This is a genomic window from Streptomyces sp. NPDC097640 (assembly GCF_040302705.1).
Taxonomy (GTDB): domain Bacteria; phylum Actinomycetota; class Actinomycetes; order Streptomycetales; family Streptomycetaceae; genus Streptomyces.
In genome coordinates this window covers 25,688-45,220 of the sequence record NZ_JBEOSB010000023.1, presented here as the reverse complement: position 1 = coordinate 45,220, position 19,533 = coordinate 25,688, and the positions used below count along the sequence as shown (strand labels likewise).

Annotated in this window: 18 protein-coding genes and 3 pseudogenes; 6 read left to right on the top strand and 15 right to left on the bottom strand. The window is 70.1% G+C overall.

Features of this window, described 5'->3' with window-relative positions; translation table 11 throughout:
• Positions 1 to 6: 6 nt before the first annotated feature.
• Positions 7 to 93: pseudogene (locus tag ABTY62_RS31460) on the bottom strand (RNA polymerase subunit sigma-24); the annotation flags it as partial.
• A 55-nt stretch (positions 94 to 148) separates the two neighbouring features.
• Between ABTY62_RS31460 and ABTY62_RS31455 the strand changes: the two are divergent.
• Positions 149 to 766, top strand: coding sequence for a hypothetical protein (locus ABTY62_RS31455; RefSeq protein ID WP_352132814.1), 618 nt, complete (start codon positions 149 to 151; stop codon positions 764 to 766).
• A 226-nt stretch (positions 767 to 992) separates the two neighbouring features.
• On the opposite strand, the pseudogene ABTY62_RS31450 reads toward ABTY62_RS31455, so the two are convergent.
• The 5 genes and pseudogenes from ABTY62_RS31450 to ABTY62_RS31425 form a co-directional block, all read right to left on the bottom strand.
• A pseudogene (locus tag ABTY62_RS31450) lies at positions 993 to 1,322 on the bottom strand (helix-turn-helix domain-containing protein); the annotation flags it as partial.
• Between the two features lie 324 nt (positions 1,323 to 1,646).
• Positions 1,647 to 1,862: a hypothetical protein gene (locus ABTY62_RS31440; protein WP_352132813.1), complete on the bottom strand. Its 216-nt coding sequence runs from the start codon at positions 1,860 to 1,862 to the stop codon at positions 1,647 to 1,649.
• A complete protein-coding gene (locus ABTY62_RS31435; protein WP_352132812.1) occupies positions 1,847 to 2,284 on the bottom strand; it encodes a hypothetical protein in 438 nt (145 codons plus the stop codon). The genes ABTY62_RS31440 and ABTY62_RS31435 overlap by 16 nt, the downstream gene beginning before the upstream one ends.
• The gene (locus tag ABTY62_RS31430) at positions 2,277 to 2,606 is read right to left on the bottom strand and encodes a hypothetical protein (protein WP_352132811.1); all 330 of its coding nucleotides are present in this window, start codon (positions 2,604 to 2,606) and stop codon (positions 2,277 to 2,279) included. The genes ABTY62_RS31435 and ABTY62_RS31430 overlap by 8 nt, the downstream gene beginning before the upstream one ends.
• Positions 2,606 to 2,914 carry a hypothetical protein gene (locus tag ABTY62_RS31425; protein ID WP_352132810.1) on the bottom strand — a complete coding sequence of 103 codons (309 nt, stop codon included), beginning with the start codon at positions 2,912 to 2,914 and terminating at the stop codon, positions 2,606 to 2,608. The genes ABTY62_RS31430 and ABTY62_RS31425 overlap by 1 nt, the downstream gene beginning before the upstream one ends.
• A gap of 551 nt (positions 2,915 to 3,465) precedes the next feature.
• On the opposite strand from ABTY62_RS31425, the pseudogene ABTY62_RS31420 reads away from it, so the two are divergent.
• Positions 3,466 to 3,845: pseudogene (locus ABTY62_RS31420) on the top strand (GNAT family N-acetyltransferase); the annotation flags it as partial.
• Positions 3,846 to 4,197: 352 nt separating this feature from the next.
• Entirely contained in the window at positions 4,198 to 5,448 is a 1,251-nt protein-coding gene (locus ABTY62_RS31415; protein WP_352132809.1) for an MFS transporter, read from the top strand.
• A gap of 150 nt (positions 5,449 to 5,598) precedes the next feature.
• On the opposite strand, the gene ABTY62_RS31410 is transcribed toward ABTY62_RS31415, so the two are convergent.
• The 5 genes from ABTY62_RS31410 to ABTY62_RS31385 form a co-directional block, all read right to left on the bottom strand.
• Positions 5,599 to 6,363, bottom strand: a complete 765-nt coding sequence (locus ABTY62_RS31410; RefSeq protein WP_352132808.1) for a class I SAM-dependent methyltransferase — start codon at positions 6,361 to 6,363, stop codon at positions 5,599 to 5,601.
• A gap of 342 nt (positions 6,364 to 6,705) precedes the next feature.
• Positions 6,706 to 7,245, bottom strand: a complete 540-nt coding sequence (locus ABTY62_RS31400; RefSeq protein WP_352132807.1) for a GNAT family N-acetyltransferase — start codon at positions 7,243 to 7,245, stop codon at positions 6,706 to 6,708.
• A 147-nt stretch (positions 7,246 to 7,392) separates the two neighbouring features.
• Positions 7,393 to 8,538, bottom strand: a complete 1,146-nt coding sequence (locus ABTY62_RS31395; RefSeq protein ID WP_352132921.1) for an RNA polymerase sigma factor — start codon at positions 8,536 to 8,538, stop codon at positions 7,393 to 7,395.
• A gap of 8 nt (positions 8,539 to 8,546) precedes the next feature.
• Positions 8,547 to 8,954, bottom strand: a complete 408-nt coding sequence (locus tag ABTY62_RS31390; RefSeq protein ID WP_352132806.1) for a YciI family protein — start codon at positions 8,952 to 8,954, stop codon at positions 8,547 to 8,549.
• 63 nt (positions 8,955 to 9,017) lie between these two features.
• Positions 9,018 to 10,991 (bottom strand): alpha-L-fucosidase, encoded by a 1,974-nt coding sequence (locus ABTY62_RS31385; RefSeq protein ID WP_352132805.1) that lies wholly within the window; start codon positions 10,989 to 10,991, stop codon positions 9,018 to 9,020.
• 97 nt (positions 10,992 to 11,088) lie between these two features.
• On the opposite strand from ABTY62_RS31385, the gene ABTY62_RS31380 reads away from it, so the two are divergent.
• Both ABTY62_RS31380 and ABTY62_RS31375 read left to right on the top strand, forming a co-directional pair.
• Positions 11,089 to 13,122, top strand: coding sequence for a glycoside hydrolase family 20 protein (locus tag ABTY62_RS31380; protein ID WP_352132804.1), 2,034 nt, complete (start codon positions 11,089 to 11,091; stop codon positions 13,120 to 13,122).
• A gap of 280 nt (positions 13,123 to 13,402) precedes the next feature.
• Positions 13,403 to 14,581 carry a GDSL-type esterase/lipase family protein gene (locus ABTY62_RS31375; RefSeq protein WP_352132803.1) on the top strand — a complete coding sequence of 393 codons (1,179 nt, stop codon included), beginning with the start codon at positions 13,403 to 13,405 and terminating at the stop codon, positions 14,579 to 14,581.
• An 83-nt stretch (positions 14,582 to 14,664) separates the two neighbouring features.
• Here the strand turns inward: ABTY62_RS31375 and ABTY62_RS31370 are convergent, their stop codons facing one another.
• Together ABTY62_RS31370 and ABTY62_RS31365 are read right to left on the bottom strand one after the other, a co-directional pair.
• On the bottom strand, positions 14,665 to 15,417 hold the full coding sequence (locus ABTY62_RS31370; protein ID WP_352132802.1) for an SDR family NAD(P)-dependent oxidoreductase: 753 nt from the start codon (positions 15,415 to 15,417) through the stop codon (positions 14,665 to 14,667).
• A 263-nt stretch (positions 15,418 to 15,680) separates the two neighbouring features.
• On the bottom strand, positions 15,681 to 16,274 hold the full coding sequence (locus ABTY62_RS31365) for a TetR/AcrR family transcriptional regulator (protein WP_352132801.1): 594 nt from the start codon (positions 16,272 to 16,274) through the stop codon (positions 15,681 to 15,683).
• Positions 16,275 to 16,353: 79 nt separating this feature from the next.
• Here ABTY62_RS31365 and ABTY62_RS31360 point away from each other — a divergent pair, with 79 nt between their 5' ends.
• The gene (locus ABTY62_RS31360; RefSeq protein ID WP_352132800.1) at positions 16,354 to 17,277 is read left to right on the top strand and encodes an oxidoreductase; all 924 of its coding nucleotides are present in this window, start codon (positions 16,354 to 16,356) and stop codon (positions 17,275 to 17,277) included.
• Positions 17,278 to 17,369: 92 nt separating this feature from the next.
• On the opposite strand, the gene gap is transcribed toward ABTY62_RS31360, so the two are convergent.
• The gene (gap, locus tag ABTY62_RS31355) at positions 17,370 to 18,368 is read right to left on the bottom strand and encodes a type I glyceraldehyde-3-phosphate dehydrogenase (protein WP_352132799.1); all 999 of its coding nucleotides are present in this window, start codon (positions 18,366 to 18,368) and stop codon (positions 17,370 to 17,372) included.
• Between the two features lie 105 nt (positions 18,369 to 18,473).
• A complete protein-coding gene (locus ABTY62_RS31350) occupies positions 18,474 to 19,430 on the bottom strand; it encodes a GlxA family transcriptional regulator (protein ID WP_352132798.1) in 957 nt (318 codons plus the stop codon).
• Positions 19,431 to 19,533: the final 103 nt, after the last annotated feature.

Genomic DNA, 19,533 nt, shown 5'->3' with positions numbered 1-19,533 from the left:
CCGACCGGCGATCCGCTCGCCCCCTTCGATCGGGCGGAGCGCGGCGCGGACCAGGCCACCGCCGTCTGCGGTGAAGGTGGCACCGGGGTCTATTGGTCATGAGCGTCTCTGCGGCTTGATGTCCTGGCGCACCGGGTACCCCAAGCGTATGCGGGCATGGGGACAGGGTCTGTGGGCGGGGCGCTGGGAGGAGACTCTTCTGCGGCGGGTGGTACGGCGCGTGCTGGAGGGCGCAGAGCCGCAGCCGCGATGGGTGCCGCGGCGCGCGCTGACGGTGGTGTCGGCCGATATCGACGCCGCCGGCGGCGTCGGGGCGGTCTGGTTCGTGTGGCGTCCGAAGTCCGCGCGGGCCCGTGAGCACACCGCACTCCTGGAGTGGTACGGCGAGCAGTGGCAGTACGTGGGCGGCGGAAGTGGCCCGGTGAATGACGCCGTCGATGTCGACGTCATCGAAATCCACAGCGGCGGGGGCGTGCGCAGCCTCACTCGCCGCCATGATCCACCACACTCCATCGCGACGGCCCCATGGATCAGCTGTGTCGAAGTCCACCTTGGGCAGGACGTCGGCCACGTCCTCATCGGCAACCGCCGGATCAAGGTTCCCGAGCAGCGCAAGCTCATCGCCGCCTGGATGTCTCCTCACGCCGACCGCGGAGCCCGTCCCGTCATTGTGGCTCTCGGGCATGACGGCTCCGAACTCTCCCGCATCGGCCCTTACGACGGCCTGGACACCCATACTTGGGCACAGCTTGGAGAGGAGTCGTAGCCGGTCCGCTGACCGCGTGGGTCGACCGGCGCGCCGCAGTACGCCAGGGCTGTTTCCGGCCGCTAGTGGATGCGGGATCGCCGAGTGCGCCGTCGGCGACGCCGTCCGGTTCGGCGAAGTAGACGGCGTACCGCCATCTGTCCGTGGGTCGGGACGGGACGGGGCCGCCGGTGTCCCAAGGGTTGGCCAGTACGGTTGCCGCTTGCCTGCCATGCGGGCACGGTGAGGGCTGGTCGAGTTTGGTCGGTCGGGTGGTGGCCGTCTGGACGACGAAGTCCTCGTCGTCAGGACTGAGCAGGCGGGGACGGCCTCCCGCCCACCGAGGGTCCAGGCAGGCCAGGACGATCTCGCTGAACCGGTGGATCACGTCCCGGACGGTGTCCTCGTCGGCCTGGACCAACTTGGCGATCACCGGAACCCGGTTCCCGCCGGCCGAAGCCAGCAGCATCATCGCGCGCCGGTACCGCACCGAACTCGTGCTTCCCCGGCGCACGATCTGCTGCAGCTTCTGACCTTCCTGGTCGGTCAACCTGCGCACACGGACAGGCTCAGCCACCACACCTCCAGCGATGAGCCGAAGCTCAATAGTCGTCATCGGCAGAGCCGGATGATGTGGCGCATGGGACCGATCAAGACGCCCGACGAACACCCCACCTACCGAGCGCTCAAGCCGCTGCGCGACGCCCACGCCGAACTGCTGGCCACAGCGCTCCACGACCGCCAACGACTTCGCCAGTGACTGTGGTCGGGCGGCCAGTCCGGCCGGTTTGATACTCGGGAAGTGTCTGAATCCCCGACCGCCGCACGGTCGGCCGAACCCGGGTCCCGCCCAGGGCTGTTGCGGTGTGTGCGGCCTCGTGAAAGAGGGCTCAGCGACAGGTCACTGGATCAGGTCGGTGTGCGGATGCTCCGGAGATGCCGGGCAGACATAGAGCTGCAGATTGTCGGTGCTGCCGACTTCGACCGCGGTCGGCTGCGCGGGGTTCTGGCCAGCGACGTGACCGGCGGAAGACGCGGCGGCTTGATCCTCGTACGGTGCCCAGCCGAGCGTACCGCCGTCCCATTCGAAGGAGGCGATGGTCAGCAGCGGGACCATCTGAGCGTCGCAGACAGCGCAGAATCGGGGATACGGGTCGGTGCGGCCCCACGGGGCCAGCCGCCGACCTTCCAGCCGGGAGCGTCAGTCGGCTCACAGGCATAGAACTCCGCCGGATAGTCCGCGTACGAGCTGTCCACGCCGACGTCAGCTGCCTGCCATCTGCTCCAGTCCCCCAGCAACTGCCGCACCTCTGCGCTCAGATCGAGACTGTTGGGGTACTCGGTGATCTGCTCCGGTGCCAGCAGACACGGCTCCGGCACGTAGCCTTCCCAGTCCGCCTCATACGGTTCCGGCGGCACGGCGAGGACATCGCCGACCTCCGCGGCGGACCGCCAGAACAGCGCGGTCGAAGGCTTGGCATGCGGTTCGTGGTCGTAAGGGCACCACAGCACAACCTCCCCGGTCAGAGAACTAGCCATAAGGACCCGCAGGGGGGCGCAAGCCGGGGGTGGCCTCGCCTCGTCGCAGATGCTTGGTATTCGGGTCCACCTGGTAGATGTAGCCCGGCGCAATGTCGTTTGCGGGTACTACAACGGCCTCGAACTGGCTTATGTCGCGGCCGTTTCGGGCGGCGAGATCGAGTGCCTGCTCCCTGACTTTGTGGTCGGGGGTCACCGGGTTACCTGCCGAGTCAACGACGCGGTGCACATGAACGATGACCCCGGTCGCCGGGTGGTACACGACGCAGCACTTGACCGACTGGATGCCCCTCGTTCCCGTCGTTCCGTAGAACATGTGCATCACGTCCATTCTTCTGCGCGGAATATGGACCAGCCGGTGGAGCTCCCTCCAGTCCACAAGTCGAAGGTCACCTGGGTGAGGTGCCCGTCCCAGAGCGTGGTCGGCTGCTGCCATTGATCTCCGAAAGAGACCGTCGGCTGTCCATCGCTGGTGAAATTCGCGATTCCTGCCTTCGCGCTGCCGATCAGTCCACTCAGATTCCCGTAGGTGAAGATTGGCCTCGGCTGGTCAGGTACATTGAAGACTGTGGTGTGATCGGCATTTCCCCAGCCCCACACATTGAAGGACCACGAGTTGTCATAGACCATGGCGCTGTCCTTTCTCGTTCCTCGAGCCACGGGTCAGGTTCGTCAGGACCACCGCGAGGAAGAAGACAACAACAAGCTGAACCGTCGCGTGAGCATCGCGCTATCGGCCTGCTGTAATGGTGGTGAGGGACGTTGTGCTGCCCCGGCCCGGGCCCGGTTCTGGTACGTACGCCACTTGCAGAGTGACGAACTCGTGGAGCCAAAGCGCTCGCCTCCAGTATTCACCGCATATTGGAACTGTGCATCCGCGCGCCCCGATCGGAGCTGTGTGTCGGGTGAACAGGGGGCTGGTGCAAGGAGCGCACCTCGTCCTGGGCGAGGCTGAGAGGGTGGCCTCGGGCGACAGGGCGAAGACGGCAAGGTCCTGCTGGCCGAACGCGAGGCTGCCCGATGCCGTGTGAACAGCTTGAATCCATCCGCATGTTCACTCAACCAAGGCATGGACCAGGGCTCCCCGCCGCCCTGCCTGCGGGTCGGCCGGCCCACCCTCACACGCGCCATGAAACTCGCCGTGCCGGCGGCGCTGGAGCACGTCTACCGCCCGTGCCGTTGCTGGGAAGCTGGCCCCGTACGCGCAGGTGGAACAGGCGTCGGGACGGGTGGTCGGGGCCACGGCCTACTGGGACCCGCGACTGCGGCCCACAGGAGACGGTCTGTGCGCGGTCGAGGTTGGTTTCACCTGGCTCGCGGCCTCGGCCCAGGGCATGGGCGTGAACACTGAGGCCAAGTACTTGTTGTTCCGGCACGCGTTCGAGAACTGGGTGCAACACTCCCGGTCCTGGGCTCCGGGCGAGGACGGCAGGCTCCGTGACTCTGCGATCTTTTCGATCACCGCGGGGAGTGGCCTGACTGCCGAGCCAAGCTCGAAGAGCGGATCGCGTGTGATTTCGAACGCAGGCAGCCAGGAGCGGATCTGCCTGCCCGAACCTGAGTTCCGGCACGTCGCCGACGGCTGCCCCGCCAGGGTGCCATGCGACGGGGCGTCGCCATCACCGGTGGCCCCGTGGAATCCCGTTGACGTTGGCGTGTGCCTGTGGCTAGAACGTGAGGTTCGCCGATCTTGCGGCCCTGGCCTGCTCGCGCGCCTCGTGGCGGGGAGTGGTTTCCGGCAGGTCCTGATGATCGCATACGGGAATGGAGGGCTGGTCCGTGCGAGCGAGTGGTGTCCGTCAGCGGGAAGGCCGCGGCGCAGCCGCGTGGGGTGCGGTCGCGGGCGGGGCGGCCGTCGCCTTCGTGTTCGCGGAGGGGCGCCGGGTGGCGGTGTGGGCCGTGCCCGGTTGGCGGTGAGGTGGCCGCGGGCCCGGGACGGGGCCGCCTGGGCGATTCCGGTGGCGCTGGCCGTCGATGCCGTCGGCACCGGGCTTTATCTGCCGTTGTCCATGGTGTATTTCCTTGCCGTCACCGGCCTGTCGGAGGCCGATGTCGGTCTGCTGCTGACCGCCGCGACCGCTTGTTCGCTCGTGCTGCCGCTGCTGGTCGGACGGATCGTCGACCGCGTCGGGCCGCGGCCGGTGGTGATCGCGGGGCTGTTGTCGCAGGCCGCCGGGTTCTTTCTGTATCTGGGGGTGGCCGGTCCGGTGTCGCTGTTCCTCGCGGCGCTGGTCGAGGCGGTGGGGTTGCGGGTGTACTGGTCGTCGGTGTTCGCGCTGATCGCCGAGCAGGCGGACGGGGAGGCCAAGGACGAGTGGTTCGCCCGGGCAGGCATGATCCGGGCGGCCGGCACGGGTGCCGGGACGGTGCTCGCGGGCGGGCTGCTCGCGCTGGCCTCGCGGCACGCGTACCAGGGAATGGTGCTGGTGGATGCGGTCTCATTCGTCGTGGCGGCGGTGACTGTCGGGCTGTTCGTCCGCGGTGCACGGCAGCCGACTCGCGGCTCTGGCGGTCGGTCTGGGGACGGGGTACGGCAGTTGCTGCGGAACCGCCCGTACCTGGGGCTGATCGCCGTGAACGTTCTGTTCAACATCTGCACGGTCTTCCTTGCCGTGGCGATGCCGGTCTACGTGGTCCGCGGGCTGCATGCGCCGGGCTGGGCGGTCGGCGCCTTCCTCACGGTCACCACGGTGGTGGTGGCCACCTGTACGGCCGGGGTGACCCGCCGCTCCCGGCGGCGTACCTCCCGGGGCGGCGCGATGGCCTGGGGCGGCAGGCTGTGGGCGGTGTGGTGCGCGGCCGCCGCCGCGGCGGTGTTGCTGCCCCGTGGGCCACTGCTGGTCGGTTACCTGGCCCTGGTGATGCTGCTGTGGGCGGTGGCGGAGATGCTGCACGGGCCGGCGTCGAATGCGCTCTCCGCGGACGCGGCGCCGGCGGGGGTGCGGGGGACTTATCTGGCGGTGTTCCAGTACTCGTTCGCTGCGGCGGACATGGTGACGCCCGGCCTGTTCGGCGTCCTGTACGGCGTGGACCGGGTGCTGCCGTGGGTGGTGGTCGGCTGTCTGGCGCTGGTGGCGAGTGTGGCGATCCGTCCTGTGGAGCGGCGGTTGGTGGGTGGCGGAGCGGCAAGTGGCTCTTTGGAGCGGCTGACGGCTGACGGCTGACGGCTGACGGCTGTAGGCGGCGGCTGCACCCTGGTGACCTCTGGCACGTCGGCTACGGCTGCTACCGAAAGGCCGGGCGGGTGCGGCAGTTCGGCCAAGCGAGCGTCTTCAAAGTCCCGTCTGCCCGGCGCTGTGTGGTGCGGACACGACCTAGGGCATTCCGGGAAGGACGGGCTCCGCGGTACCGCGCATCGCCACGAACACGAACTCGCTGCCCGGCCGGTCGGGTGCGTCGCGTACGTCCTCGACGACGAAGCCGTGCTCGTGCAAGTTCCGCTCGACCTCCGCACGTTCGCGGAAGCGTAGCGTCGATTCCGAGGTCAGTACGTCCCCGTCCGCAGCGAACACGTGCGTACCCCGGAAGCTCACCAGCGGCAGGCTCACGTCCGTCAGCTCGGCCCAGGTCTCGACGTGGCCGACGCCCGGGATGTCCGTCATGCGGTACGTGGTCTCACGCGTCCACTCCGCCCACTCCTCCCACACGCGCCGCGCCGGATCGCGCGTCTCGAAGACAAGCCGCCCGCCGGGCCGCAGCACCTCGTACGCGCCGCGCAGCGTCGTACGCCACGCCTGCGGATCGGCGATCGCCTGGGCGACGTTCCCGGTCATCGTCACCAGGTCGATCTGCATGGGCGGCAGGTCCCCCGCGTCGCCGTCGAGCCAGCGCACCCGCTCCGCGCCCGGCTTGCCACGCGCGACGTCGACGGACGCCCGCGCGGGATCGATCCCGGTGACCGTAATCCCGCGCTCGGCGAGCAGCAGCGCGAACACGCCCGTACCGCACCCGATGTCCAGCACGGACCGCGCGCCGAACTCCTCCGCCATCGCGAGATACGCGTCGAGATCGCTGCGGTCCGGATCGAGTGGGTCGTAGATGGCAGCGAGGCGCGGATGTCCGAACATTGCGTCAACCATGGAGGCGAACGTATGTGGCCCCGAGCCCTCGCGGCCACTGGTTTTTCGGGTTACGGCGCGAAGCGGGCGCGGCGAAGAAGCGAACCTCAGGAGCGAGGCGAAGGTGACGGCCGCTTGGTAGGACTCGGCGGTCCTGTCGTAGCGGGGCGGGCATCCGCCTCGGCTGCCGCGGCGGGCCGGTTGCGCTTCTGGTCGGCCCGCTCGGGAATGGTGTGGGCGATGCCGTGCCGCCACGGCCAGGTACGTATCCCGCGGGAGCTGTAGCCCTTGTCGCCCAGCACACGAGCGGGCCGCAGCCTGGGCGCGTACGGGCGGGTACTCCCCGGGGGTTCCGTTACGAACTCAACTGGACGGCGTGACCGGGGACCGCATGCCGAGCCACTGCTCGGCGCCCCATGCCTCGAACCGCTCTACCTCGGTGAACCCTAGCTTCGCGGCGAGGCGCATCGAGCCGACGTTGGCGGTCTGGGTGGTGAGCACCACCGGCTCGCCGGGAAGGACGCCGTGGAACCAGCCGAGTGCCGCCGCGCACGCCTCGGCGGCGTACCCGAATCCCCACGCCCGCGGCAGGAACAGGTATCCGAGATCGGCCTTCCCCACGGCAGCCGGGCGACGGTGCCCGGTTGCTCTCCTGAGCAGGATCTGGCCGATCATCGCCCCGTCGAGATCAACGACGAAACTCCCGGGCCACCGCTCGGGCACCTCAGGCGTCTCGCGCTCAAGCTCGTCACGCGGGCGGGGACCGCCGACGTAGGTGTTCACCTCTGGCGAGGCGAGCAGCTCGATGAACGCCGCACGGTCCCGCGCCTCGGGCTCACGCAGCACGAGCCGCTCGGTCCTGATCGGCTCAGGCGGCCAAGCCACGAGTCCCAGATGCTCCATCCGCGCACGCTAACAGATGGTCAAACCGACCGAACGGGGAACGCCCAGCTCCCCGGCCCGCGCCCGCTGCCCTGCGGTGACGGCCATCCCCAACCCCGAGCTGATGAGGAGCGCCCGCGTTCATGCGCGCGCCACCTTGGAGATCAGTCAGCGGCGCAGGTGGGTGTTGAGCCGGGCGGCCTGGCGTGTCAGGTGGTCGCGCTCGGCGAGGTTGGGTGCCTTGTGGGCCGCCTCGGCGTAGAGGCGTGCCGCTGTGACCGGGTCGCCGTCGCGTTCGTGGAGGTAGGCCGCCGCCGCGGTGTGGCGGGGCAGTGAGGCGTCCAGGGCGGCGAGGGCCGCCAGGCCGGCGCGCGGCCCGTCGGCCTCGCCGACGGCGACTGCGCGGTTGAGCCGGACGACCGGGCTGTCGGTCAGGCGTGTGAGCTCGTCGTACCACTCGACGATCTGTACCCAGTCGGTCTCCTCGGCGGTGGGCGCGTCCGCGTGGAGTGCCGCGATGGCGGCCTGGGCCTGGAACTCGCCCAGCCGGTCGCGGGCCAGGGCCGCCTGGAGGATCTCGATCCCCTCGGCGATCGCGGCGGTGTCCCACCGGCCGCGGTCCTGCCCGGCGAGCGGCACCAGGCTGCCGTCGGGCGCGGTCCGGGCGGCGCGCCGGGCGTGGTGGAGCAGCATGAGGGCGAGCAGCCCCGCGGCTTCGGGGTGGTCGATCGCGGCCGCGAGCTGACGGGTGAGCCGGATGGCCTCGGCGGCGAGGTCGATGTCACCCGAGTAGCCCTCGTTGAAGACCAGGTAGAGGACGCGCAACACGGTGGCGACGTCGCCGGGCCGGTCGAACCGCACACCGGCGACGGTGCGCTTGGCCCGGCTGATGCGCTGCGCCATGGTCGCCTCTGGCACCAGGTAGGCCTGGGCGATCTGGCGGGTGGTCAGCCCGCCGACGGCGCGCAGGGTGAGCGCGACCGCGGACGCGGGTGTCAGCGACGGGTGGGCGCACAGGAAGTAGAGCTGGAGTGTGTCGTCCACCGTGGGCGCGGGCCCGGGCGCCGGTTCCTCGTCGGTACGGTCCTCGCGCCGGCGGCGGGCGGCGTCCGCCCGGGCGGTGTCGAGGAACCGGCGCCAGGCCACGGTGACCAGCCAGCCCTTCGGATCGCGCGGGGGGTCGGTGGGCCAGACGCGGACCGCCTCGATGAGCGCGTCCTGCACGGCGTCCTCGGCCGCCGCGAAGTCTGCTCCGCGGCGGACGAGGATTCCGAGCACGCCCGGCGTCAGGCTCCTCAGCAGGGCATCGTCCATCGGTGAGCTCACTGCGTGATGGTGGGCGGCTCGGTCAGGAACGGGCGAAGCTCCAGCCATTCGTGGATCGGCTCCCCGCCCGCCCCGGGAGCCGCCGACAGCTCCCCGGCCAGTTCGACGGCGCGTTCGTAGCTGTCGACGTCGATCACCATCCAGCCGGCGATGAGATCCTTCGTCTCCGCGAACGGGCCGTCGGTGACCGGCGGGCGCCCTTCACCGTCATACCGGACGAACGTCCCCTCAGGGGCGAGCGCCTGGCTGTCGACGAACTCACCGGTCTCCTCGAGCCGGTCCGCGAAGTCGCGCATGTACTGCACATGCGCCGAGACCTCCTCCGGCGTCCACCGCTCCATCGGCACATCGTTGACCGGAGCCGGGGCGCCGCGGTAGTGCTTGAGCAGCAAGTACTTGGCCATCGTGTCACTCCTTGGTGCTGGTGCCACCCATTGTGGTCACCTTCACCCCGGGGACGGAGCCGGCTACGGATTCTCGACATCGCCGCCCGATTCTTTTGGGGTGGCGGGTGTGACCGTGCGGTACAGGCCCACGGTTGCCAGCTGTGGCGTGGCGCGTGCGGCCTGGATACGGACGCGGATGCGGTCGGTGCGGACGAACGCGTCCAGTCGCAGGATGCGGCTGTACCCGATGGTGGTGCCGCTGGCTGCCTGGGTCCACGTGGTGCCGTTCCAGGTGTCGATGGCGAATTCTTCGATGCGCTGGCCGCGGGTGATGTTCTCGCGGAGGAGGATCTGGTCGAAGGTCTGTGCCTGGGGGAGATTCAGGGTGATGCTGCCGGTGGTGGCCTGGCCGGCGGGGGACCAGCCGGTGGTCAGGTCCTCGTCGGTCAGCGCGGCGCCTGTCGCATCCTGCTGGGGGGCGAGCAGGTTGGTGCGGTAGGTGTCGCGGATGGCTGTGCCGAAGGAAGTGAGATGGGCGAGGTCGCTGTCGGCGATCCGCCCGTTCGTGCCGGGCGGCGCGTTGAGCAGCATCACGGCGTTGCGTCCGACGGATTGCTGGTATTTGTCGACGAGTTCGGCCGCGGTCTGGGGCTGTTCGCCGGGGTGGTAGAACCAGCCGGGCCTGATCGAGGAGTCCGCCTCGGCGGGGAACCACTGGAGATAGCGCACATCGGGCCGGGCGAGGACGGTGCGGGAGCCGATGTCCTGGGCCCATGCGCCGCCGGGGATCAGCCCTTCGTTGTGTGCCGTGTCCGGGTCACCGGTGGCCGGTGTGACGCTCCACTCGCTGGTCCGCGCCACCCCCGCCTCGTTGCCCACCCACCGGGTGCCCTGCGGGCCGGCGAAGACCACGGTGTCCGGCGACAGCGCCTTGATCATCTTGAACCAGGTGGTGAAGTCGTATGTTTCGCTGATCCCTGAGCCCGCCCATGGATTGGCGCCGTCCAGCCACAACTCGTCGATCGGCCCGTACTGGGTGAACAGTTCGTAGAGCTGGTTCAGGTAGTAGGCGTTGTAGTCGTCCGCGGTGACGTCGAAGACCGGCAGGGTGCCCTGTGCCACGGCGCGGGTGCGGTCGTCCCCGGGGACCAGGGTGGGGATCGTGCGTGCCGTGGGTTTGCTGGAGTTGCCGTACCGGCCGTGGCCGGCCGGGCTCGCGGGCGCGTCTTCCAGCGTGGCTTTCTCGGCGGTCGAGCGTGAGCCGGCCGGTTTGGCCTTGATGGCCGGGATATAGGTGTCACGGTGCCATGCGGGAGGCAGTTCGGCTCCGTCGGAGGGGGACAGGTAGACGCCGACCCGCAGTCCCGCGGCGCGGGCCGCGCTCACGTATGTGCCGAGGATGTCCCCGCCCTGCCGCTCGCAGCCCGCTTTCCGCGCCCGCCAGTACGCGGCGGGGTCGGTGTCACGTTCGCGTTCGGCCGCGGCCCGGGCGGCGGTGGCCTCCTCGGCCTGTTCGCAGCCCGTGGTGCTGACCCACCAGGGGCTGGCGATCACGGAATGGCCGCTGTAGCGGGTGGGGTAGAGCACGAAGCCGTCGTGGTGTTTGGCGGTGAAGATGACCTGTTTGGCGCCCATCGCCCGGTACGCGCGCATCCACTGGGCCACGTCGACGTCCGGCGGGGCGAAGCGTGATTCCTTCTCCATGCCCGAGCCCCACTCGCGGTCGGTGAAGGTGTTCATCCCGAAGTGGGTGAAGCCGATGATGCCGCGCTGCTGCCAGGCCACCTGGGAGGGGCGCGGCACGATGTTCGCGGCCTTCTCGATGACGCGCGCGGGGCTGTCGCACTCCTCCACGGCCATGACCGGCGCCGGCGTCACCGGCTCCTGGCACCCCGCGGCGCCGCCCGCCGCCGTTTCGGCCGCGGTGGCCGCAGTGGTCGTGGTGGTTGCTGAGGCTGCGGGCGGTAGGGCCGCCAACCCGGTCAACGCCGTGATCGCGGCGGCGGTCAGAGCGCTGCGCAGGGAACTTTTTCTCGAGTACGGGAACAGATTCATCGGATGTGTTCGCCTCTCGATGCCTGGACACCGGTCACGGCCGACGAGCCTAGTAACCGTGTCCACGGCTGGGAAGTGGGTAACAACCCTCATGCCCATGGACACAGTGATCCAACGACTGCGCTCCACGCGTGGACGCCCCCGCTGGGCCGTCTGCCTCCTCGCCACCCTGGCCCTGTTCGTGCCACCGGCCCTGCCCGCGTCGGCACTCACCCCCGCGTCCGCCGCCGCCCGCACCCCCGCCACGCCCCAGGTGATACCGGCCCTTGCCGGATGGACCGCCGGCACCGGCACCCTCCAACTGCACCAGGGTTCCCGCATCCTCGCGCCCGCGACCGGGCAGGCCCAGGCCGATGCGGCCACGTTCGCCGACGACCTGGCCGGCGCGACCGGACTGAGACTGCCCGTGGTCACCGGACAGGAGCCCCGCACCGGCGACGTGGTCCTGCGCCTGGACTCCGGCGCCGGAGACCTCGGCGCGCAGGGATACGAACTTCTCGTCTCCGACACCGTACGGGTCACCGGAGCCACCGCCGACGGAGTGTTCCTCGGCACCCGCACCGTGCTACAGATGCTCAACGGCCAGCCCCAGACCGAGCTGCCGCGCGGCCGGACCGTCGACGTCCCCCGGTACGCCGAGCGCGGCGTGGGAGTGTGCGCCTGCTATATCCACATCTCGATGCCCTGGTTCGAGCGGCTGATGCGGGAGATGTCCTATCTCAAGCTCAACCAGCTGTGGATCGAGGCGAAAGTCGCCAGCGACGACTACCCGAAGACCAAGTTCTGGGGCTACTACACCAAGGACGAGATACGACAGCTCTCGGCCATGGCGAAGAAATACCACATCACCCTCATTCCCGAGATCAACTCCCCGGGACACATCGACCCCTACCTCCAGAACCACCCCGAACTCCAGCTCACCGACTCCTCCGGCACTCCTTCGCCCTCGCGGCTGGACATCACCCGGCCCGAGGCCTACACCTTCTACACCCGGCTCCTCGACGAGGCCCTCACGGTCTGGGACACCCCCTACTGGCACATGGGCGCCGACGAGTACATGCTCGGCTCCGACTACGCCGCCTACCCCCAGATCGCCGCCTACGCGAAGGCCAAATACGGCGCATCGGCCACTCCTCAGGACGCGTTCATCGACTTCGTCAACCGCGTGAACACCCACGTGCGGGCCGGCGGGAGAACCCTGCGGATCTGGAACGACGGGCTGACCGGCGACAACACCATCTCTCTCGACCCGAACATCGACGTCGAGCACTGGACCCCCGAGGCAAAGCAGCCGCCCTCCGCGCTCCTCGCCCAGGGCCACCAGGTCATGAACTCCGCCTACTCCCTCTACCTGATCCGCGGCGGCTCGAAGATGAGAACCCAGGCCCTGTACGACAGCGACTGGACACCCCTGCGCTTCGAAGAAGAGACACTCACCGGCCCCCAGCCCCGGGTCACCGGCGCCAAGATCACGATGTGGCCCGACTTCGCATCCGAACAGACCGAAAACGAAGTCGAGACCGACGCGTTCATGCCGCTGCGCTTCATCGCCCAGACCACCTGGGGCAGCCCCAAACCCGCCCCCGCCTACACCGGTTTCGCCGAACTCGCCGACCGGCTCGGCCACGCCCCCGGCTGGAACAACGTGACACGCCTCCCGCTGAAGGACGGCACCTACGCCCTCACCCTCCCCGGCACGGCCAAGCGCCTGACCACGGCGGGCACCACGGAAGGAGCCCCGGCCAGGCTGGCGGCCGACTCCGACGCGGCCTGGGCCCTGTCGGCGACCCCCGACGGCTACTACCGCATCCGCGCGGTCCGCGGCGGCACCACCACCGGCAAGTGCCTGGACATGGCCACCGGCCGGCGCTACCTCGGAGCGCCCCTGGAAGCAGGCGCCACCATCACCCAGCAGACCTGCTCGGACAACACCCGCACACAGCGCTGGCAGCTGACCGCCACAGACGGAACACTCACCCTGGTCAACGCCATCTCCCAACTCGCCCTCGCCGACAACGCCGACGGCCTGGCCGTACAGATGCCCCCGGACACCCGGACCCCGACCGCGCTGCGTCCGGTGGCCGGAAAGCGGAAATCCGCCGATGCCCCGATTCCGCCTGCCGGGGGCTGACGAGGACCTCGCCCCCGGCGCCGCCGGAGGGGCGGATCGTGCCTCATCCGTCCCTCCCGCGGCCCCCCACCGCCGCCTTCCGCACCACTCCCAGTGGTCAGGCGGCGGTGAACTCGGCGATGTGCCCGTCGGGCAGCGTCATCCTGGCGGACCATACGTATCGATCATTTGCCTAAATCCATTAGGTGATCGCATGATGGTTGTCGCTTTATGTGGGCGAGGTTATGGTTGGAGCCGGGCTGACCCCGGACCGTCAAATCTTGATCAACAGGCTGAAGCAATGAAAACCGAGCACGACACGATCACCACACCCGTCACCGCCGACATCCTGCGCGGTCATCTCGACGTGGAAGCGACCGCGCACGGTCTGCTCCCGCACCGGCTGCCCGCCCGGGCGCGTTGGCAGATCCCTGACAGCCAACTGGCCGTGGCCGAGGCCCAGCCCTCCGGCGTGCGGCTGGTTTTCCGTACCCGGGCCACCACGATCGAACTGGACACACTGCCCACCAAGCGGATCTACCGGGGTTTCCCGGCCCCGGCGGACGGCGTGTACGACCTGCTGGTCGACGGCCGTCTCGCTGCCCAGGCCACGGTGGCCGGCGGTAACGTGCGCACGATCACCGACATGGTCACCCAGTCCTCCGAGCTGTCGGAGGGGCCGGCCGGCACCGCGCGGTTCACCGGTCTGCCGGCGGGTGACAAGGATGTCGAGATCTGGCTCCCGCACACGGAGATCACCGAGCTGATCGCCCTGCGCACCGACGCCCCCGTCGAGCGGGCGCCGGACAGCGGGCGCAGGGTGTGGCTGCACCACGGCAGTTCCATCAGCCACGGCTCGAACGCCACGAATCCGACCGCCACCTGGCCGGCCCTGGCAGCCGCCTTGGGCGGAGTGGAGCTGGTCAACATGGGGTTCGGAGGCGGCGCGTTGCTGGACCCGTTCACCGCCCGCGCGATGCGGGACACCCCCGCGGACCTGATCAGCGTCAAGGTCGGCATCAATATCGTCAACGCCGACGTCATGCGCCTGCGCGCCTTCGCCCCCGCGGTCCACGGCTTCCTCGACACCATCCGCGAGGGACATCCGGCCACGCCGCTGCTGCTCGTGTCCGCCATCCTGTGCCCGGTCCATGAGGACACCCCCGGCCCCCTCGCGCCCGACTTCGACGGGGGCACCCTGCGGTTCAAGGCGACGGGCGATCCGGCGGAACGCGCCGCCGGGCGCCTGACGCTCAACGTCATCCGCGACGAACTCGCCCGGATCGTCCACCAGCGTGCGGCCGACGACCCGAACCTGCACTACCTCGACGGCCGCGACCTGTACGGCGAGAGGGACTATGCCGAGTTCCCGCTGCCCGACGAGGTCCACCCCGATCCCGCAGGACACCGCCGCATCGGCGAGAACTTCGCGCGGCTCGCGTTCGGCGATGGCCGCCCCTTCGCCAACGTCACCGGCTGACCAGACGGGTCCCGCAGTTCCCGCGCTCGGGCAGCCTAGTCCGGTTCGACCAGCCGACCGCCGTGCGGTGTCCTGCCGGGAGGTCAGACGGCGGTGCGGCCGCCGTCGACGGGCAGTACGGCACCGTGGACGAAGCTTGCCGCGTCGCCGGCCAGGTAGGCGATCGCCTCGGCGATCTCCTCCGGCTCGGCCGGGCGGCCCGCCGGGGCTTGGGCGGCCAGCGCGCCGAGGTCCTCGCCCATGCCCGCCGTGCCCTCCGTCCGGGCGGGCCCGGACCGGACGGCGTTGACCCGGACCCCGCGCGGGCCGTACTCCGCGGCCCACGCCTTGGTCAGAAGTTCCACGGCCGCCTTGCTCGACCCGTACAGGGCCATACCCGGCGCCCCGTAGGCGGCGACCTGGGTGCTCACGTTGACGATGGCGCCTGTGTTGCGCTCGGCCATGGCAGGCGCGAGTTCCGCCACCAGGTGGAACGGCGCCTTCACATTCAGCGCGTAGACGGTCTCGATCTCACTCTCGGTCGCCTGCTCGGTGGGCCCGAAGGGGTAGATGCCCGCGTTGTTGATCAGGATGTCCACCCGGCCGCCGCCCAGCTCCACGGCCCGGCGCGCCAGCTGCCGTACCGACTGCACCTGGCCCAGCTCGGCGGCGATGAAGTCGGCCTTGCCGCCGCGGTCGCGGATGGCGGCGACCACGGACTCGCCGCGGGAGGCGTCCCGGCCGGCGACCAGCACATGCGCGCCCCGGCGGGCCAGCAGCGCCGCAGTGGCGGCGCCGATGCCGCTGGTCGCTCCGGTGACCAGGGCCACGCGTCCGGTCAGATCAAGAGAACCCATGACGTTGTCCTCCGTATCGGAGAGGTTCGGAGAGGTGAGGACCGGGTGCGGCGGTGCCGCACCCGCTTGCCCGTCAACTCCTCCACGAGCCGACGTGCCTGGGACCGCCCCCTTCCACTGTGCGATTCCGGACGCCCCATCGGCGATTCCAGGAGCCGCCATCAGCGCAGCCGCCCTTTTCCGCCGCCGTGGCCTTCGCAGCCCGGGCCGACCTTGACCAGGGCCGACCTTGACCAGGGCCGACCCGCTCGTCCCGCACGGTTCTAATCCGGCTCGCAGCCGCGCAGGAGGGAGGCGATCACGTCGTCCAGTCCGTGCTCGGCCACCTCTGGCGGCAGCATGCCGCTCACGCTCAGGCCGGCGTAGCCGTGCAGCCCCGCGAAGAGAGGCAGAGCGACCCGCTCCAGGGGCCCGTCGCGCACCTCGCCCCTGCGCTGCCCGTAACTGATCAGTTCGAGGAGCCGCTCCGACCAGCGGTGGGCTGTCGCCCCCAGCGCCTCTGACGCCTCCGGGCTGTGCTTGACGGAGAACATCAGATCAAGCAGCGCGGCGTTGTCCACTGCGAAGCCCACGTAGGCGCGAGCAGCGGCATCCAGCCTCTCGGGGAACGACTCACCGGCACCCTCCTGGGAGTCCGCGATGGCCTCGGCGAGCCGCTCGAAGCCGGTCCGCGCAAGGGCGTCCAGGAGTTCCTGCTTCGCCTTGAAATGGCGGCTGGGCGCCGCCGGGCTCACCCCGATGTCACGGGCCAGTTCCCGCAGGGACAGCGCACCCGCTCCCCGCTCGCGCAGGGTCTGTTCGGCGCGGGCGAGCAGGGCGGCAGGGAGGTCTCCATGGTGGTAACGGCGGTTCGTCATGCCCTCAGCCTAGCCCGGTGTGAGCAACGCACACATTGTAGTCGTTGCAAACATTGTGAGCACCGCATACATTGGGGGCATGGCAAAGAACGCGAATACACAGCCCTGGACCATCAGTGACATTCCCGACCAGAGTGGCCGTACCGCCGTCGTGACCGGCGCCAACAGCGGGCTCGGCCTCGCCACCGCCAAGGCACTGGCCGGCGCCGGTGCCCACGTGGTGCTCGCCATACGGGACCCGAAGCGCGGCGAGGACGCCGCAGCGAGCATGAACGGCAGCGTGGAGGTGCGCCGCCTCGACCTGGCCGACCTCTCGTCCGTGCGCGAGTTCGCCGCCGATTGGGACGGCGACCTGGACCTGCTCATCAACAACGCCGGCGTCATGAACATCCCGGAAGGCCGCACCAAGGACGGCTTCGAGATGCAGTTCGGCACCAACCACCTGGGCCACTTCGCCCTGACCAATCTGCTGCTGCCGCGCATCACCGACCGCGTGGTGACGCTGTCCTCCGCAGCGCACAAGACCCCGGGAAGCCCCCGCATCCACTTCGACAACCTCGACCTGACCGGCGAGTACAGCCCGATGGCCGCCTACAGCCAGTCCAAGCTCGCCAACCTGCTCTTCACGCTGGAGCTCCAGCGACGGCTCACCGAGGCGGGCTCGCCCGTGCGCGCCCTGGCCGCGCACCCCGGCTGGGCCGCCACCAACCTCCAGGGCCACGACGCCAGCCTCCTGCGCGGCCTCTTCATGCGTCTGGGCAACCGGCTCATCGCCCAGGACAGCCAGGCCGGTGCGCTGCCCACGCTGTACGCCGCGGTCCAGGATCTGCCCGGTGGGAGCTACGTCGGCCCCGACGGCAGGCTCGAAATGCGTGGCGCCCCGACCCTGGTCGGCCGCTCGCCCGCCGCCAGCGCCCCCGTCACCGCCCGACGCCTGTGGACCGTCTCCGAGGAACTGACCGGCGTCACGTTCCCTCAACCCGCCATCACGGCGCGCGGCTGAAAACCCGGGCCGGGATCACGGCAGTCTTGTGGGCTGCGAGGCCCACAAGACCGCCTGCGCCACAGGCGCGCCCCGGCAGGCTCGGGGCCCGGTCAGCGTGCGGCGAGGAGTTCCAGCGTGTCGATGACGCGGTTGGAGAAGCCCCACTCGTTGTCGTACCAGGCGACCACCTTGACGTGGCGGCCCTCGACGCGGGTGAGGGCCGCGTCGAAGATCGACGAGGCGGGGTTGCCGACGATGTCGGACGAGACGAGCGGGTCGTCGGAGTACTCGAGGACGCCGGCGAGCGGGCCCTGCGCGGCGGCGCGGTACGCGGCCAGCACGTCGTCGCGGGTCACGTCGCGGGCGACGGTGGTGTTGAGCTCGACGATCGAGCCGACCGGCACGGGCACGCGGATCGAGTCGCCCGACAGCTTGCCGTCGAGGTTGGGCAGCACGAGGCCGATGGCCTTGGCGGCGCCCGTCGTGGTCGGCACGATGTTGACGGCGGCGGCGCGGGCGCGGCGGGCGTCGCGGTGCGGGCCGTCCTGGAGGTTCTGCTCCTGCGTGTAGGCGTGCACCGTGGTCATGAAGCCGTGCTCGATGCCGGCGAGCTCGTCGAGCACCGCGGCCAGCGGCGCGAGCGCGTTGGTCGTGCAGGAGGCGTTCGAGACGATCGTGTGCACGGCCGGGTCGTACGTCTCCGTGTTGACCCCGTACGCGAGCGTGACGTCGGCGCCATCCGACGGCGCACTGACCAGCACCTTCTTCGCACCCGCGTCCAGGTGGGCGCCGGCGGCCTTGGCCGACGTGAAGCGACCGGTCGCCTCCAGCACGATGTCGACGCCGAGCTCGGCCCACGGCAGCTGCGCCGGCTCGCGCTCGGCGAGCACCTTGATACGGCGGCCGTCGACGACGAGGGTGTCGCCGTCGACGGTCACCGGACGTCCGAGCCGTCCGGCTGTGGTGTCGTAGGCGAGCAGCCGGGCGAGGGTGGCCGGCTCGGTGAGGTCGTTGACGGCGACGATCTCGAGGTCGCTGTCGCGCTCGAGCAGGGCGCGCAGCACATTGCGCCCGATGCGGCCGAATCCGTTGATGGCGATGCGAGTCATGAGTGGTGTCCCTTCGGTTCGTCACCAGCCTCGCGTGCGCGATGCGGCCGCGGCTGTGGCGTGTGCGCCATGGTTCGAAAGGATCGCGCCAGGCCGGGCCGCGGGCTACTCTCCCCGGGTGAAGGTCCGCCGGTACTCGCTCGGTGTGGTCCCCAGGATGCGCTGGAAGTGCGTGCGCAGATTCGCGCCGGTGCCGAGTCCGACGTCGTTCGCGATCTGCTCGATGCTGCGCTCCGAACGCTCGAGCAGCTCACGGGCCAGGTCGATGCGGGCGCGCATGACCCACTGCATCGGCGTGTACCCGGTGTCCTCGACGAAGCGCCGCGAGAACGTGCGCGGCGAGACCGCCGCGTGCCGGGCGAGGGCTTCGAGGCTGAGGGGTTCGTCGAGCCGGTGCAGGGCCCATTCGCGGGTGGCGGCGAACCGTTCGCCGAGCGGCTCGGGCACGCTGCGCGGCACGTACTGCGCCTGGCCGCCGCTGCGGTAGGGGGCCGCGACCAGGCGCCGGGCCGCGTGGTTCGCCGCGGCCACCCCGAGGTCGCCGCGCAGAATGTGCAGGCACAGGTCGATGCCCGAGGCGGCGCCGGCCGACGTCAGCACGCTGCCCTCGTCGACGAACAGCACGTTCTCGTTGACCCGGATGAGCGGATGCTTCGCCGTGAGCGCCCGCGTGTAGTGCCAGTGCGTCGTGGCGCGCTTGCCGTCGAGCAGGCCCGTGGCGGCGAGCGCGAAGGCGCCCGTCGAGATGGCGGCAAGCCGTGCGCCCCGGTCGTGTGCGGCGATCAGCGCATCGACGACGGCCTGGGGCGGGTCGTCGCGGTCCGGGAACCGATAGCCGGGGACGAAGACAATGTCGGCCCACGCGAGCGCGTCGAGCCCGTGGGCGACGTGGTGCGCCAGGCCGTCGCCGCCGGCCACGAGCCCCGGTGCCGCACCGCACACCCGCACCTCGTACGGCATACTCGCCCGGGTCGTGAACACCTGCGCGGGGATGCCGACGTCAAGTGGCTTCGCACCCTCGAGCACAAGGACGGCGACTCGACGCAGGCGGGAGGACGGCACGGGAAACAGGGGACGAGGGCATGGGCCGGTCCGCTCGTCCTCACCGACAGCGCCGGCCACGGTGGTGTTCCGAGGCACGTGACTCACTTCGCCTGCTCGATCG

Excerpts from the sequence above, each read along its gene's own strand:
- ABTY62_RS31455 (WP_352132814.1), top strand. The coding sequence starts at position 149 with ATGCGGGCATGGGGACAGGGTCTGTGGGCGGGGCGCTGGGAGGAGACT.
- ABTY62_RS31390 (WP_352132806.1), bottom strand. The coding sequence starts at position 8,954 with ATGGCCAAGTACTTGCTGCTCAAGCACTACCGCGGCGCCCCGGCTCCG.
- ABTY62_RS31435 (WP_352132812.1), bottom strand. The coding sequence starts at position 2,284 with ATGGCTAGTTCTCTGACCGGGGAGGTTGTGCTGTGGTGCCCTTACGAC.
- ABTY62_RS31365 (WP_352132801.1), bottom strand. The coding sequence starts at position 16,274 with ATGACGAACCGCCGTTACCACCATGGAGACCTCCCTGCCGCCCTGCTC.
- ABTY62_RS31375 (WP_352132803.1), top strand. The coding sequence starts at position 13,403 with ATGAAAACCGAGCACGACACGATCACCACACCCGTCACCGCCGACATC.
- ABTY62_RS31400 (WP_352132807.1), bottom strand. The coding sequence starts at position 7,245 with ATGGAGCATCTGGGACTCGTGGCTTGGCCGCCTGAGCCGATCAGGACC.
- ABTY62_RS31385 (WP_352132805.1), bottom strand. The coding sequence starts at position 10,991 with ATGAATCTGTTCCCGTACTCGAGAAAAAGTTCCCTGCGCAGCGCTCTG.
- ABTY62_RS31440 (WP_352132813.1), bottom strand. The coding sequence starts at position 1,862 with ATGGTCCCGCTGCTGACCATCGCCTCCTTCGAATGGGACGGCGGTACG.
- ABTY62_RS31430 (WP_352132811.1), bottom strand. The coding sequence starts at position 2,606 with ATGCACATGTTCTACGGAACGACGGGAACGAGGGGCATCCAGTCGGTC.
- ABTY62_RS31395 (WP_352132921.1), bottom strand. The coding sequence starts at position 8,538 with ATGGACGATGCCCTGCTGAGGAGCCTGACGCCGGGCGTGCTCGGAATC.
- ABTY62_RS31410 (WP_352132808.1), bottom strand. The coding sequence starts at position 6,363 with ATGGTTGACGCAATGTTCGGACATCCGCGCCTCGCTGCCATCTACGAC.
- ABTY62_RS31360 (WP_352132800.1), top strand. The coding sequence starts at position 16,354 with ATGGCAAAGAACGCGAATACACAGCCCTGGACCATCAGTGACATTCCC.
- ABTY62_RS31370 (WP_352132802.1), bottom strand. The coding sequence starts at position 15,417 with ATGGGTTCTCTTGATCTGACCGGACGCGTGGCCCTGGTCACCGGAGCG.
- ABTY62_RS31425 (WP_352132810.1), bottom strand. The coding sequence starts at position 2,914 with ATGGTCTATGACAACTCGTGGTCCTTCAATGTGTGGGGCTGGGGAAAT.
- ABTY62_RS31380 (WP_352132804.1), top strand. The coding sequence starts at position 11,089 with ATGGACACAGTGATCCAACGACTGCGCTCCACGCGTGGACGCCCCCGC.
- gap (WP_352132799.1), bottom strand. The coding sequence starts at position 18,368 with ATGACTCGCATCGCCATCAACGGATTCGGCCGCATCGGGCGCAATGTG.